Origin of the sequence: Deinococcus multiflagellatus, assembly GCF_020166415.1 — a bacterium.
In the GTDB taxonomy this organism is placed as follows: Bacteria; Deinococcota; Deinococci; order Deinococcales; family Deinococcaceae; genus Deinococcus; species Deinococcus multiflagellatus.
This window is the reverse complement of record NZ_JAIQXV010000007.1, coordinates 114189-128368: the sequence shown is the minus strand read 5'-3', so window position 1 is coordinate 128368 and position 14180 is coordinate 114189. Positions and strand designations below refer to the sequence as shown.

Genomic DNA, 14180 nt, shown 5'->3' with positions numbered 1-14180 from the left:
CGTGCGTGAGTATGGCGCTGCGGCCTACGCCTCAGTCATCGTGTGGCCCTACCGGCTGATTCTCCGGGGCATCGAGATTGAGCGGCAGCGCGAGGCCGCCCACAACCTCGCCCGGTTGCGCCTGCAGGCGGTGGCCGATGGCCTGGACCAGGGCCGGGAGTACGTGCCGGATCCCAACGACCCGGCCCCTACGTCCACGGCCCATTACACCCTCAAGCCATACCTGACGACCCTGGAGCAGTTGGATGAGGCCGCGCACCCCTGGCGCTACACGCTGGAGATGCGCATTCGCCGGCGCGAGCGGGAAGAGGCCGCCGCGTTCGATGAACTGGAGCGCGCCATTGGGAGGCTACCCGCATGATGGACTTCGACCTGGACCTGCGCGACCTGACCGACACGGTGACCAAGCTGATCAGCGCGTGCGACAGTCTGCCGGAGATTGCCGCGCAGGTGGAAAAGGAAGCGCTGGGGCACGCGATTCTGGGCGCCCGGCGCAACATCTACGACACCGTCGAGCCAGAGCACTACCAGCGCACCGAGGACTACCTGCGCGGCCTGCACGCGAAGGGCCAGGCCACCCTCAACACGGCCAGCGTCCGCGTCTGGAACGACGTGGCGTACGCGGCCGTGGTGGAAGCAGGACAGGAGGGCATGAGCCTGGCCATGCTGCAGCAGCTGGCAGCCATGCAGACGGATCCGTCTCAGCCTCTCACCCTGGGGCGCAGCGGCCGCCGCTGGCAGGTTGCGGCGCCCGTGATCACCGGCGCGCAGGCCTACGCCCGGTACCGCCTCGTGCAGCTGTTCACCCAGAAGGTGCAGCAGGCGCTTCGGTAAGGTCTACACCTCGCAGAGGAAGAGGGCGTTGTTCGTGGTGACCACGAACAACGCTTTGGGCCCCTTCAGCGCAAACGCCGCGCCATTGTCCGAGGCCTGCAGACTGGTGCGCTCGAAGCCCTGGGTCTGCACGGCCGTATTGACCGCGTCCAGCGCCGCCACATCGTCATCAAGGAGGTACAGCTCCTGATTGGTGGTGCACGGCAGGTTGAAGTCCCGAGCCAGATTGAGCGACGTGGTCAGCACGATCTCCCGGTTTTCGCCACTGGGAAACGCGCTCGCGCCGGGCAGGGCCGCGCCCAGCAGGGCCGAGGAGACCGTGCTGGGCGCGGGGAGGGTGGCCGGTTTTGACCGCATCAGCCCCAGCCCGTAGTACCCGGCTGCACCGAGCGCCGCCACGATGACCACCAGCCCCAGGCAGCCGGTCGCTGCACTGGGCTCCGCTTTTTGCTGCGTCATTTTTCAACCGTACACCGCGCCCAGCACCAGGAGGTGCCAATATGCCCCAGCCCGACTTGAACAGCAGGGCATCTCTCAACGTCAGCGATTTTCGCAAGGGCGCGCAGAGCATGCTCACCGACCTCCGCGCCATCCACGAGATGGCCAAGAAGATCGGCACCATTCGCATCACGGCCGACCTGTCTGCCGGAAAGGACATTCAGCGCACCACGGCGTCCGTGCGGGCAGCCCTGAGCACCATGGTGCCCACCGATATGCAAGACCGTATCAGCGGCCTGTTTGGCGGCTTCGACACCGGCCTGAAAAGCGCAAAGGCCAGCGCAGGCGCCTTCCAGGCCGAGGCGCAGGCGGTGCGCGCGCAGATCAACCAGCTCAGCAACGCCGTAGACATCACGCGCCGGCGGTTTCAGCAGGGCCTGGGCGAAGCCACACCCGAGGAAGTGGCTGAACTGACCCGCGAGATGAACCGCCTGACCGATGAACTCAATCAGGTGGGCGTGACCGCCAAGCGCGTCTTTGGCGAGTACAGCAACGAGATGAAGGCCGTCGAGCAGGCCAACGCCCGCGCGCAGACGACGGCGGCGGCCGCCCGGGGCGAGATCTCGCGCTTAGGATTGGCGTCGCAGGTCAAGCTGGGGGCCGGTGAAGCCCTGGCCCAGTACGGGGCGCAGGCGAACGTCACGGCGTTCAACCTGTTCAATCTGACGAAGGCGACGGACAACGCCCGCATTGCCAGCGGCCTGTTTGACAAGACCGTGCAGAAGACCGGCCAGAGCACCGCCGTCGCCGAGAAAGCCGTGGACGCCCTGCAGGACAAGCTGGGCGTTACCGAGGACGCGGCGCGCGAGGGCATCCGGGGCCTGCTGCGCCAGGAATTCACGTTGCAGCAGGCGAACAAGGCCCTGATCGGTGCGGGGGCCAGCGCGATTGCGGCGGGGAAAAGCGCGCAGGAGGGCATGTCGGCCTTCGTGGACGCCATCACCAGCGGCACCTCGGCGCGTCTAAACGAGGTTGGAATCTCAGAAAACTTGAGCACCTTCCTGCAGAAGGAAGCCACGATGCGCAAGACCAACGTGGACGCCCTGGACAAACAGGCCCGTGCCGCTGCCGCCCTGAACCTGATCACCACGGCGACCAACGATGAAGTCGAGGACCTGGAGGCGCTGCTGGGCGGCGTGACCGGCAACATGAGCGCCGCCACCCGCGAATTCAGCGAGGCGTCGAAGACCATGGGGCAGGCCTTTATCCCCGTGGTGACGAACGGCATCCGCGTGGCCACCCGGTTCTTGGACGTGTTCAATGCCATGCCGCCCGTGGTGCAGAACGCCACCGCCCTGCTGCTGGCATCCACCGTGGCGCTGGGCCTGCTGGCGACGCCCGTGGCGTCCCTGGTCACCCTGTGGCAGGGCCTGACGGCCAGCATGGCCTCCCGCGCGGCCGCCCAGGGGGTGGAAGCTCTGGCGGCCGGCACAGCGGGCCTGAACCGCGTCACCATGATTCAAAAGGTGCTGCTGACCGAGGTGTCGGTGCTGTTCACCCGGGCCAAGGTGCAGGCGGTAACGTACGCCGGGGGCCTGTCTCTCGGGGCGACGGCCAGCAACGTCTTCTCGGCGGCCACCACGCGCGCCTCGGTGGCGCTGGGCGTCTTCACAAAGGCCATCAGCGTGTACACCATCGCCGCGACGGCCGCGCTGGCCCTAGGGCTGTACTGGGCTGATCAGGTCAAGAAGACAACCGAGATCTACGCCCAGGCGGACGAAGCGAGCATGAAGTCGTTTAACGCCATGCAGGCGCGCATCACCCAGCTTGCCAAGAGTGGCAACGAACTGGACCGGGCCCGGGCCCGGTACTTGATCACCCAGCAGGCGCTGATGCAGGCGCAGGAAGCGCCCATCGTGGGCACCAACTTCTTCACCGGCGAGCGCATCTACGGCAAGGTGGACGAGGCCCGGGTGAAGAAACTGCAGGGCGACCTGGTGGCCGCAAAGGATGAGGTGACCCGGCTGTACACCGAGGCCCAGCGCCGCGGCCAGCTGAACCTGAAGCTCACCCAGGACCAGACCAAGGCCGTCAAGGAACTGACCAAGACCCTGGAAGGGCGCCAGTTCGACCTGAAGATCGAGGGGCTCAGCGAGATGGGCGCCGACCTCGCCCGACTGGGCAAGGAATTTGACGATCTGAAGATCAAGTTCAAGGCCCCGTTCACCGTGAACGGGAAGTTGATGGATCCGGCGCAGACGCCGGCGCTGCGCCAGGGGCTCGCCCAGATTGACACCCAGCGGCTGGCTGAAGAGGCCGCTGTGCGCGCGAAATACGCGCGTGAGGCCGCCGCCGCCGCCCGCAAAGCGGCGCTGGACACGCAGTCGGCGGAAATTGAGGCCATGCGCGACGGGGCGGCCAAGCGCACGGCCGAGCGCCGGGCCGAGATTGCCCAGATCCAGCAGGCGGCAAAGGAGGAAGCCGCCCGCTACGCCGACTTCCCGAAGCAGAAGGCCGCCATCGAATCCGAGGCCCGGCGCACGATTGCGGCCAAGCGCAAGCTGTGGGCGCGTGAAGACCAGGACCTCAGCAAAGAGGAGGCCAAGAAAGCCCAGGAGCAGGCGGCCACCACTGCCGCGCGCATTCTGGAGGCCGAGCAGGCCGCGCAAACCTCCCAGATTGCCGCCATGGCCGATGGGCGTGCCAAGAAGGAAGCGCAGCGCCAGGCGGAACTGGATGAGCTGAAGGCCAGCATCGCGCAGAAGGTGGCGGCCCTGGCCGACGACCCCGAGGCCCAGGCCGCGCAGCGCGCCTCGGGGGAAACCCAGGTGGCCGCCAAGCTGATCGAGCAAGCCCGGCAGCGCGCGCAGGAGGAGCGCGACGCCCAGCAGCAGGTCACCGAGGCCCGGCGCGCGGCCCGTGAAGCCGAGTTGGCCGCCATCAAGGATGAGGGGCAGCGCGTCCGCGCGCAGCGCGAGCTGGAGGTGGAGGATTACCGGGCCGCCGTGCAGCGCCGCCTCGACGCCCTCAAGGGGTACCCCGAGAAGCAAGCGGCGGTGCTGGCCGCCGCCCGCACCCAAACCCAGGCCCTGGAACGGCGCTGGGCCCAGGAAGATGTGGAGCGTGCCAAGGCCACGGCCCAGCGTGTCGCGGACGCTTGGCTCAAGGCCCAGGGCGCACAGTTCCAGGCCCAGGAGGCCACCCGGGACGCCGAGGCGGCCGGCTTTGAGCTGCGCCTCTCCCGGCAGCTGGCTGCCGCCCAGGGCAACGCCCTGCGGGTGGCGAAACTGGAGGCGGGTGCGGTGCAGGAACGGGCCCGGCTGGCTGAAAACGCGGCCAAGGCCCGCTACGACAATGAACGCAAGACGCTGCGCACCAACCTGGACCGCGCGCTCGCCGACGAGAAGCTCACGGCCAGCGAGCGCCGGGCCCTGTGGGCGGCCTACTACGCCGACCTGAATCAGCTGGCCGCCGCTTTCCAGGCCGATGAACGCAAGCGGCAGCAGCAGCGGGAACAGGAGGAGCGCGAGGCGGCCGCGCGGCTCGCCCTGCTGCCGGCGCGGCAGGCCCTGCAGGGGGCCGACACCCGGGTGAGGGAAGCCGAGTGGCGCCGCGAGCTGGCAGTGGGCACCCAGGCGCAGCTGGAGGCGGACGCTGACCTGTACCGGTCTCACCGCGAACGGCTCGCCGCCCTGCAGCAGATCCTCGCCACCACCCAGGCCCAGAACCGGCCCCAGGAGGAACAGAAGAAAGCGGCCGACGACGTGGCCGAAGCCCAGCACCAGATCGCGCTGGACATGAAGGCCCAACTCGACACCGCCCGCCAGCTGAGTCGGGAGGCCTACCAGCGCCGGCAGGATGAAACCGCCTACGCGGAGGCCACCGCGCGCACCGACGCCCAGGTGCTCGACGCCCGGCTGGCCCGACTGGGCAACATGCAGGCGCGACTCGCGGAGCTGGCCGGGCAGCTGACCACCCTGCCAGCCGGGCAAGAGCGGGACGGGGTGCTGCAGGAATGGCGCCAGACCTCTCAGGAGATCCTGACCCTGCAGGGCCAGATCGCTGCCATGCCCACCCAGGCAGAGCAGCGCCGCGTGGCGCTCTTGCAGGCCCAGCGCGCGCTGCTGCTGGAACAGGTGGGCTTGGGTGACGACCGGGTGGCCCAGGCCCAGCAGGCGGTGATCACCGCCGAGGAGGAGGTGCGGCAGGCCGAGCAGCGCCTGGGGCTGGCCCGCACGGAAGCCGAGCTGGACACCGCCAGAACCGAATTGACCCAGAAGCGCACGGCCGCCCTGGCCGCCGAACGCGACCTGGTCAAGGCCCGCAACGACGAGGAGAACCGGGCGCTCGACGTGCGTGAAGCCCAGGCGCGCGCGCTGCTGCAGCTCCGGGATCTGGGGGACGACGCGCTGGCCACCGCGCAGCTGGACCTGGATCTCACCCGCCAGAAACTGGCGCTGGTGGGCGGGCAACTGGCCCGGGGTGGCCTGGGGACAGGCGACACCCTGGCCCTGCAGAAACAGCAGATTGAGCTGCTGGGGCAGCAGGCGCAGCAGGAACGCGCCCTGGCGCAGGCGCAGCGTGACCGGGCCGACCTGTACGCGGGCCTGGAAGAAGCCCAGCGGCGCCTGCGGCTGGAACAGCAGGGGGGCGCGGCCAGCACCCGCAGCATGGGGGCCGCGCTGGAGGGCGTGGCCAGTGCGCGCGCGGCCCTGGCCCGGGCCGAACGGGACTACCAGCTGGCGGTGGCCCGTGGCCGCCCGGAAGCCTTGAAGACCGCCACCGAGGGGCTCACGGCCGCCATCAAAGGCCAGCGGGAAGCCCTCACCGGGCTGGCCGAGGAATACCGCAAGCAGATCGCGGGGATGGAAGGCGTGCAGGCCGCCGCCGGGCGACTCGACAAGGTGGCCTACGGCGATGCGGGGCGCACATACGACTTCAACCGTGAAAACGAGCGGCTGCAGGCGATTCAGGCGCGGCGTGACGCCGCCCAAGTGGCGCTGGCCACCGCGCTGCAGACGGGGCAAAAAGACCAGATCGCCGAGGCGGCCGACGAGCTGGCGAAACAGGAGGAGCGGTACAAGAAGCAAGCGGACCTGATGGAGAAAAACGGCTCACAGATCAACCGGACGGGCGAGAAGACCACCCAGAAACTGGCCGATCAGGTGGACCAGTTGGGCATTCAGTACGACCGGGAGATCTTGAACCTGCAGGAACGCGCCCGGGTGGTGGACCGGGAGGCGGAGGCCGTCATGTCGTTCGGCGTGTTTGTGCGGGACTTTGCGGGCAGCGTCCAGGCGCTGCGCGCCCCGGCGGCCACCGCTCCAGTGGCCACGCCCAGCAGCACGACCGTCACCCTTGACCAGGTCAGCCTGGACGCCCTGCGCCGTGTCCGCCCGGATCCCGTGAGCGTCCTGTCCGATCAACTTCAATTTGCCCGTTGGCTGCGGCAGCACCAGGGCGCCACCACCATGGCGGCGCCCACGTACATCACCAACGTGGAGGTGGGAGAAATCATCGTGAAACCACCGCCCGGCAGCGACATCAAGCGCGTTGCGCGTGCCGTGAAGGCCGAGCTGTTCGACGAAGCCCGCAAGAGCGGGAAGGGAACGTGCTGGCCATGAAGCCCTACGAATTCAGCATTGCCGGCGTGAGTTTCAACCCCACGGTGCCCCCGGGTGCTGTGAAACGCAGCGGCGGCGGCCGCGAAGTCCGGGAAAAGGTCAGCATCACGGGCAGGATCATCCGCACCATCGGACACGTGACCGCCCGGCGCGTGCAGGTGGTCAGCCCGGGCCCCGAGTGGGTGCTGAGCGCGGCCCAAATCGCCCACCTCCGGGCCCTGGAACGCAGCGGCGAGGCCTTTGAAGTGATCCTCGGCCCCGGCTACGAGGTGTCCGGCACGTTCCCGGCCTGCAACCTGGACGGCGACGCCCGTTTCGAGCCCCAGCGGGGCGCCGGCGGCTGGGTCAATTACGACTTCACGCTTTATCTCGGCTAGGAGACGCATGAAACAACTCACCCTGCAGGACGGTGCCGGCGGGGCACCGTCCCTTGATTTTGGCGAGGTGCCGCTGGGCCAGCAGAGCCCGCCGCGCGCCATCGCCCTGCGCAATACGGGCACCGAGCCCCTCACCGGCATCAAGGTCTGGATTGAACAGGCCAGCGCCGAAGACGGCGAGTTGCTGGTCACCCTGGCCGGCGTGGCCATCACGGGCACCAGCCGGGCCACCGCCACCCCGCTGCCCAATCTGGTGCCCGGGCAAGCGCACACGGGCACGGCCGCCTTCACCAGCCCCAGCGCCCCGGTGGATTCGGCCACCCTGCGCTGGGCGGCGGACTGAGCCATGCCGCTCTCCGTTCTCCAGCGCCGCTACCGGGGCCCCAGGGGCAGCGCCACCTTCACGGCCCAGCGGCCGCCAAGCGTCTGGGGCCAGGCCACGTTCTTCGCGCACCGTCCCGTGCCGCTCACCGGCCATGCCACCTTCCGGGCCAGCCGCCCCACGCCGGCGCCCCAGGCGGGCTCTCCCCTGCTGGAATACACCCTGGAGGTCAGTGGCCTGCCGGGGGAGGTCCTGCGCGCCGAGTACCGGCACGGGGGCCAGTACGAGGAACTGACAGCCACTGTCGGCGGCCTGTGGCCCCTGGAGATGCCCAGCGTCCTCGTGCACCTGAAGGCTGAGGCCGGTGGGGTCCTGTTGGGTGAACTGCCCCAGCGCCTCTTCGACGGACTGGCCCAGGAACCGGAACTCGACACCGCCGAGGCCACCACCACCTTCACCTTCCGCAACAGCTTTGACCACCTGCTGCGCGGGATCCGGCTGGGGGAGCTGATTCCCTGGAAGCTGGCCCCCACCCCGGACCCCTGCCTGCGGGTGCGCCAGCGGGTCAACATCAGTCAGCTCGTGACACAGACCCTGCGCGACCACGTGGATTTCTTTTTCGTGCTCGAAGACGACCCCCTGGTGTCCTCGTCCTGGGTGGAAGGCCGCGTGGATTTCTCGACGCTGAACATCACGCCCCAGGCCCTCTGGGACGCCACGTATGGCGCGCTGGGCATGGTGCTGCATGTGCAGCCGCGTGGCCAGGGCCTGCAGCTCGTCGGCCGCTGGCCGCAGCCCACCGAAGAGGTCACGGGCGGCGCGCGCATTGACGCCGACTGGCGACTGACCGAGCTGCCCCAGCGGCAGTGGTGGCAGACGCCGACGCGCCTGACCGTGCGCGGCGCGGACCACGTCACCGAACTCACCCCGGCGCTGCTTCTGGAATGGGTGGGTGAGGACGACCCGGCCTACCCCGAGGTCATGCGCGCCGTGCTGCCCACTCAGGAGTGGTACGACGAGCCTGCACCGAACGGCACTACCACGGTCTACCGGGGCTTCAACAAGTTGAACGGTCAGCTGACCCGACAGGTGGAATTCACTGTGGGCGACGTGTTCGTGAAGGAAACCATTGACGGCAAGCCCAAGAGCAAGCTGTTCCGCGACGTGGCCACCGGCTACAAGTCCACCGAGACGCACTATGACCCCGACTGCCCTGCGCGGCCGGTGTACCAGCGGGTGGAGACGCGCAGCTGGGCCTACCCCTACCACGTCACGCTCGGCACCTTCCAGGTCCTGGGGCCGGGCATCATCCGGCCCCTGACAGTGGGCGAGGAGGCCGAGTCGGGCGTCACCACCACGACCTACCGCTACAGCCCCCAGGGGCATTTGGCGGCTGAGACCACCACAGGCCCGGTGTTGATGAGCGTGCAGCAGGAGAACGCCGAGGCGGAGGCCGACGAGCGCGGCCCCATTGAGCGGCGTGAGGCCGTCATGCGCACGGTGACGCAGACCTGGGCGTACCTGGGTGGGGGCCGCTGGCAGCACACCCCCGGCACCAGTGGGCAGACCCTGGTGCCGGTGTACGACAAAGACACCGGCGAGGCTGTACGCACGGTGGCCGTCACGCGCAGCACCCCCGACGCGCCGCGCGTGACCGATCAGGCGCCCCCCAGCTACGACTGCAAACCGTTCTGCGGTGTGCTGCGCGATGTGTTGGACCCAACCGGCCTCGTGTTGCATAGCGGCGATGCTGGGCTGGGCGAGGAACGTGACGTCAATGTGCCATTCCTGGATCCAGCGGCGCTGGAGCGGGTGGGGCGCAAGCTGCTGAGCAGTGAGTGGCACCGACTGGTAACGAGCTTCAGCGTGCCCTTTCCACTCGGGTATCTACCCGGCACTTGGCTGGAGGATGGCCGCGTTCAGGAGCTGACCATCGCGCTGGAGGAAGGCGAGGCGACCAGTACTGTCACCTGCGCCCGGCTGGACACCACCCTGCTGGCCCCCAGCGCGGCAGGCGTGGAACCCTGGCGGGCGGACCCGAACAGTGGCCGGGCCATCATGCTTGCTGGCCGCGCGAATGGCGCGCGCGCCAGGGTGGTGACCGGCTGGGACCCGGCCACGAATCAGCCCCTGGTGGACGACGCCCTGATCGTCTTCCGCACCGGCTTCCCGCCCGGGGCGGGCGACGAACTGGACTGGCAGCTCATCCGAGGGCGCCGGGAGGCCACCAATGCCCGATGACCTGCTCGACGTGCTGCTGGGCTGTGGGTGCCGGGCCCGCTGCTGCTGCGGGAAGGGTCAGGAAGAGGCGCCGGGCCCCGGCAGGGCAGGGGCCACCCTGTTCCTGCAGCAGGGCCGCGCCCCGGCCCCACCCCGTGCGCCCGACGAATCCCCTTTCGTGCCGCCGCCGCCGCCGAGTTTTGACTCGCCCCAGCGCCCCGCCCCCGGTCACCTGCCGGGGGTGGATGCGTTTGGGGCCTTTACTGGCACCGGCACGCTGACCGACCGCCCGGTCCTCACCCTGGACGACGGCAGCCTGCGCCCCCTGCAGACATGCGCGGTCAACCACGTCGAGCGCTGGGCCGAGTACCTGCCCGACCCTGTCGTTGAGGACCACCCCCCGGATCTCAATCCGTTGGGCATCCGCTCGGATTACGCCTGGGCAGACAAAAACGACCCGCGCGTGACCGTGGTGGACCGGCAGACCACCAGCGGGGGCCTGCTCACCGCCCGGCATGACCTCACCCGGGTGTACTTTGACGGCCGCGAGGAGGTCACGCCGATCACCCTCAGCGCGCCTTTCACGATCTACAAAGCCCGGGTGCGCGTCCCTGGCGTGGACTACCCCGAGCCCACGCCCGACATCCCGGCGCACACCATCACCGAGTACCGGCTGCGCGAGGCCTGGTTCCGGGTGGGCGAGGACCTGGAGGCCCCTGACGGCCCAGACGCTCTGTGGCGCCGCCGCGTGCAGGTCTATGCCGTGGACCCCCTGGCCCCGCTGGGGGGGACTGGTTTCGTGCTGCAGGAGCTGTTCCTGCCTGACCGCACCCGCAAGGAATGGGAGCAGCTGGAAACCCCCCCGAACCCCCAGGACCCCAACCACCCGGACACGCCCTGGCGCACCATCCAGGTCAGCGACGTGCTGGTGGACGCCCCCAGTGCCCCGCCTATTCCCTATCCCGCCCGCCAGGGCCCGCGCTTCGTTGCCCCGGGCGTCACGGTGTGGGGCAGCCCGAACCGGCCCTATACCGATAACCACGCCCTGCTCGAAGACGGCGCCCGCCTGGAGGCGCACGGGCATACCTTCGAGACCGGCTCCTGGGCCGCCCTGTGTGGGCCCGTGAACGCCCAGGGCGTGCCCGAGGTGTGGGTGCTGCACCACGCGGCGTTCGGCCGTTCGGTGGCCCTGATCACGCCGGCCGGCGTGACCCGCCTCCCCTTGCTGGACTTCGAGCTGGACGTGCTGCGCACAGCCCCTGACACCTTCCGCGAATTTCACCCCAGCGGGACCCTGACCCACAGTTGGCCGCCCCACTGGGCCATCTGCGACTGCGGCGGCGGACTGGCGCCCCAGTTCGCCCGGGGCGAGGTGCGGGGGCTGGCCGTGGGGGACGCGGACGGCGGGCTGCGCGCCGTGGTCCGGTATGACCCCTGGCGCGATACCCGGGCGGGCGAGCCCCCGGAGGGCAGCACCGAACCCGCGTTCTGGTGGTGGAAAAAGCGGCCCAAGCGGCGGCCCACGAAGCCGCCCGTGGACCCGCCTGTGCCCCCTCTGCCCCTGACCCTGGCCGATGTGTTTGCCGGGGGTGGCCCGCCTGATCCGGGGGGCGGCTCGTGAGCCCCCTGATGGGCGAAGCCCTGCGCCGGGGCCAGGCCCCGTGGCTGCGGCCGGCCAAAGTGGAGGTGTTCCGGGACGGCGTGTGGCGCCCCAGTGCCAGTGCCCTGAAAGCGCTGGACAAGCGTATTTCGTACCCCCCCACCCGCTGGCCCGAGGAGCTGGATGACCGGACCAATGCCTCCGGTCGCCTACGCCTGACCTTTACTGACTCGTTTCCCGGGGGCGGCGAGGGCGTGCTCGTGCTGCGCGTGCGGGTGCGCCGCGACGTGCCGGTCTGCGCCGTGCACGGGCCGGTGACCCTGCTCGGGCACCACGCCGGGCAGCCGCTGGCCCGGGGCTGGCACCCCGCCCTGCTGCCCGTGGGCCCGCTCGCCGTTCCATTCATCACCGAATTGCGCCTCGACGTGCCGGTGAGCCGCGCGCTGCTGGGCCGCAGCAGCCTCGCCCTCCCAGGAGGTTTCCCTTGACCCTACCGACCAACCCGCCGCCCGATCCGGCGCAGTGGAGCTTTACCGACACCTTCAACCGCACGTTCCTCGGCCCAGACTATGTGACCAACCAGGAGGGCAATCTCGACCCCCTGATCTACCTGGACGCTGGCGAACTGGTCATGGGCCCGATCAACCTCAACACCGGCAGCGACAGCGGCCCCGTGCAGGGGCAGGTGGTGGCCCTGAGCGCCACTCGGTTCCAGGGCCCGCACCTGCAGCTGCAGTACGACCACCGGGTGCTGCTGGAGCCTTCGGACGGCCCCTCGCCCCTGGTGCCGTGCGGCTTTACCCTGCACGGCGACGGCGCGGTGCTCAATTGGGACGGGCGGGCGCTGCGCTTCGTGGTGGCGCCCGGTACCGGGCAGGAGGCGGTCACCACCCTCGGCGTGCTGCCCGCCCCGGTCGTGGGCACCCCCTACCGCACCCGCTTGACCGTGGACACGGCGCAGGGGCGCGTGCAGCTGAGCCGCAACGCCCAGGGCCTGGACGCCGCGCTGCCGGCCGCGTGGGGCACCCACATGGGGCAGGCCACGCTGAGCCTGTGGCTGCGCAACACCCAGGGGGCCATCGCAAGCAAGCAAATCGCCGCCCGCTTCGACCATCTGGCGATCCGCAATGGGGACGGCACCGCCGACCTGAGCACCGGCCAGACCAGCAGCGGCGGCCTGCGGCTGGGCGGCGAGTGGCGCTTCGTGGCCGGCGTGCCGGACAACGGCGTGGGGTCAGACGGCGACGTGTGGGCCGACACCAGCGGCACCGGCAACATCTACCAGCGCCGGAATGGGGCCTACGTCAACGTGCTGCAGCTGCTGGGCGCCCCCGGCGCCAAGGGGGACAAAGGCGACAAGGGCGACAAAGGGGACAAGGGCGATCAGGGTGAACCGGGCACAGACGGCGAGGACGGCATTCTGCACGGCGCCGTGCCGGTGACGTTCATCCTCGCCGACGCCACCCCGGAGGAAGGCGTGCTGTTTCCCGTCACTGATGAGCCGGGGGGCCTCGCGGGCATCCGCCTGGAGGGTGTGACCGGCATCCCGGCCGACGTGGCGTTCCAGCCGGACGGCGCACTGGACTTTCAACCCGTCACCTTCCCGATGGTGCTGCCGCCGGGCATCCTCCGCATTCACCGCACCGACGACAGCGGGGCGGCGACGCTGCTGCGCGCCCTGGTGCCGGCCCAGGGTGGCTCGCTGGAGGGTGGGAGCAGCCCCGGGCCCTACATCACCACGACGGACCCGGCTGGCTATCTCACGATCACGAACGCGACTGGCACGCTCGACGCGCAGGGCTACCTGACCCTGCCGGATGGCACCGCCACCCCCGAAGCAGACGGCTATCCGGTCGTCGAAAGGAGCAACTGATGGCTGCAGGACCACTGGTGACCAAAGCACAGCACGAAGCCGCGCTCACGCGCATCACCACCCTGGAACAGGGCGGCGGTGGGGGAGGTGGGGGCAGCGTGGGCAGCCTCACCGGCACGCCCACCGACATGCCCAACGTGGCCAGCGGCAATGGGGCCACGGCGGGCGGGATTGGCGCCGAGGCGCAGGGCGACGGGGCCTTCGCCCACGGCCGCGTGGCCGGCGCCTACAACAACTACACAGCGGCCTTCGGCGACACCAGCCAAGCCTTTGCGCCGAACAGCGTGGCGCTGGCGGGCGGCACCACGGACGGTGCGGGCAGCCTGGCGTTGGGCGGCCACAGCCTGTTTGCCGGTGGGATCGCCCAGGGCGTGCCCGTGGAGGGCGGCAGAGGGGCCTCACAGATCGAGCGCGTGGTGCTGGCCGGGCAGGCGCTGGGCCAGGGCAACACCTTTGAGCTCCTGCCCGGCACAGGGCAGCTGCCACCGGACATGCAGCCCACCCCCAACCGCTGGTTCTATGCCGAGGGCGTGCTGACCTGCACGGATTCAGGTGGGGCCTATCACGTTCAGCATGTGCGCTTCGCTTACGCGCACGACGCCCTGATTGGCATGGCAGAGCTGGACGGATTCACGGCCGGGTTCAAGACGGTGTTCCAGGTAGGGGCGCGGGTCTGGACCGCAGCGGTGGATCTGGTGCCGGCCATCGTGAGTCACCGCTTGCGGGTGCAGGTCACCACGCCGCCCGACGCCTCGGGTCAGTCGCGTGCCCTGCTGGTCATGAACCTCTACGCCCGCCGCCGCAGTTGAGCCCCGCTTCACCCCACCCCCCACGTGCCCGGCCGTGGGGGGCTTCGCATTCCGCCGGGCAGGGAGCGACATGACATTCACAC

Annotated in this window: 11 protein-coding genes; 10 read left to right on the top strand and 1 reads right to left on the bottom strand. The window is 69.8% G+C overall.

What is annotated here, in order from left to right; translation table 11 throughout:
• Position 1 precedes the first annotated feature (1 nt).
• Positions 2–361: a hypothetical protein gene (locus K7W41_RS10735; protein WP_224607938.1), complete on the top strand. Its 360-nt coding sequence runs from the start codon at positions 2–4 to the stop codon at positions 359–361.
• On the top strand, positions 358–834 hold the full coding sequence (locus K7W41_RS10730; protein ID WP_224607935.1) for a hypothetical protein: 477 nt from the start codon (positions 358–360) through the stop codon (positions 832–834). Before K7W41_RS10735 ends, K7W41_RS10730 begins: the two co-directional genes overlap by 4 nt.
• 3 nt (positions 835–837) lie before the next feature.
• Here the strand turns inward: K7W41_RS10730 and K7W41_RS10725 are convergent, their stop codons facing one another.
• Positions 838–1293 (bottom strand): hypothetical protein, encoded by a 456-nt coding sequence (locus K7W41_RS10725; protein ID WP_224607932.1) that lies wholly within the window; start codon positions 1291–1293, stop codon positions 838–840.
• A gap of 41 nt (positions 1294–1334) precedes the next feature.
• Here K7W41_RS10725 and K7W41_RS10720 point away from each other — a divergent pair, with 41 nt between their 5' ends.
• Genes K7W41_RS10720 through K7W41_RS10685 form a run of 8 tightly spaced genes read left to right on the top strand, consistent with a single transcriptional unit; the run spans position 1335 to position 14097 of the window.
• On the top strand, positions 1335–6896 hold the full coding sequence (locus K7W41_RS10720; RefSeq protein WP_224608139.1) for a coiled-coil domain-containing protein: 5562 nt from the start codon (positions 1335–1337) through the stop codon (positions 6894–6896).
• Positions 6893–7273 (top strand): hypothetical protein, encoded by a 381-nt coding sequence (locus K7W41_RS10715; protein ID WP_224607928.1) that lies wholly within the window; start codon positions 6893–6895, stop codon positions 7271–7273. Before K7W41_RS10720 ends, K7W41_RS10715 begins: the two co-directional genes overlap by 4 nt.
• A gap of 7 nt (positions 7274–7280) precedes the next feature.
• Positions 7281–7616, top strand: a complete 336-nt coding sequence (locus K7W41_RS10710) for a hypothetical protein (RefSeq protein WP_224607925.1) — start codon at positions 7281–7283, stop codon at positions 7614–7616.
• A 3-nt stretch (positions 7617–7619) separates the two neighbouring features.
• On the top strand, positions 7620–9836 hold the full coding sequence (locus K7W41_RS10705; protein WP_224607923.1) for a hypothetical protein: 2217 nt from the start codon (positions 7620–7622) through the stop codon (positions 9834–9836).
• Positions 9826–11436 (top strand): hypothetical protein, encoded by a 1611-nt coding sequence (locus K7W41_RS10700; RefSeq protein WP_224607921.1) that lies wholly within the window; start codon positions 9826–9828, stop codon positions 11434–11436. Before K7W41_RS10705 ends, K7W41_RS10700 begins: the two co-directional genes overlap by 11 nt.
• Positions 11433–11903 (top strand): hypothetical protein, encoded by a 471-nt coding sequence (locus K7W41_RS10695; protein WP_224607919.1) that lies wholly within the window; start codon positions 11433–11435, stop codon positions 11901–11903. Before K7W41_RS10700 ends, K7W41_RS10695 begins: the two co-directional genes overlap by 4 nt.
• Positions 11900–13288 carry a hypothetical protein gene (locus K7W41_RS10690; RefSeq protein WP_224607916.1) on the top strand — a complete coding sequence of 463 codons (1389 nt, stop codon included), beginning with the start codon at positions 11900–11902 and terminating at the stop codon, positions 13286–13288. The genes K7W41_RS10695 and K7W41_RS10690 overlap by 4 nt, the downstream gene beginning before the upstream one ends.
• Positions 13288–14097 carry a hypothetical protein gene (locus K7W41_RS10685; RefSeq protein WP_224607913.1) on the top strand — a complete coding sequence of 270 codons (810 nt, stop codon included), beginning with the start codon at positions 13288–13290 and terminating at the stop codon, positions 14095–14097. The genes K7W41_RS10690 and K7W41_RS10685 overlap by 1 nt, the downstream gene beginning before the upstream one ends.
• The last annotated feature ends 83 nt before the right edge of the window (positions 14098–14180 follow it).

What these genes read in the sequence shown, in the direction of transcription:
- K7W41_RS10730 (WP_224607935.1), top strand. Translation starts at nt 358, where the DNA reads ATGATGGACTTCGACCTGGACCTGCGCGACCTGACCGACACGGTGACC.
- K7W41_RS10725 (WP_224607932.1), bottom strand. Translation starts at nt 1,293, where the DNA reads ATGACGCAGCAAAAAGCGGAGCCCAGTGCAGCGACCGGCTGCCTGGGG.
- K7W41_RS10720 (WP_224608139.1), top strand. Translation starts at nt 1,335, where the DNA reads ATGCCCCAGCCCGACTTGAACAGCAGGGCATCTCTCAACGTCAGCGAT.
- K7W41_RS10715 (WP_224607928.1), top strand. Translation starts at nt 6,893, where the DNA reads ATGAAGCCCTACGAATTCAGCATTGCCGGCGTGAGTTTCAACCCCACG.
- K7W41_RS10710 (WP_224607925.1), top strand. Translation starts at nt 7,281, where the DNA reads ATGAAACAACTCACCCTGCAGGACGGTGCCGGCGGGGCACCGTCCCTT.
- K7W41_RS10705 (WP_224607923.1), top strand. Translation starts at nt 7,620, where the DNA reads ATGCCGCTCTCCGTTCTCCAGCGCCGCTACCGGGGCCCCAGGGGCAGC.
- K7W41_RS10700 (WP_224607921.1), top strand. Translation starts at nt 9,826, where the DNA reads ATGCCCGATGACCTGCTCGACGTGCTGCTGGGCTGTGGGTGCCGGGCC.
- K7W41_RS10685 (WP_224607913.1), top strand. Translation starts at nt 13,288, where the DNA reads ATGGCTGCAGGACCACTGGTGACCAAAGCACAGCACGAAGCCGCGCTC.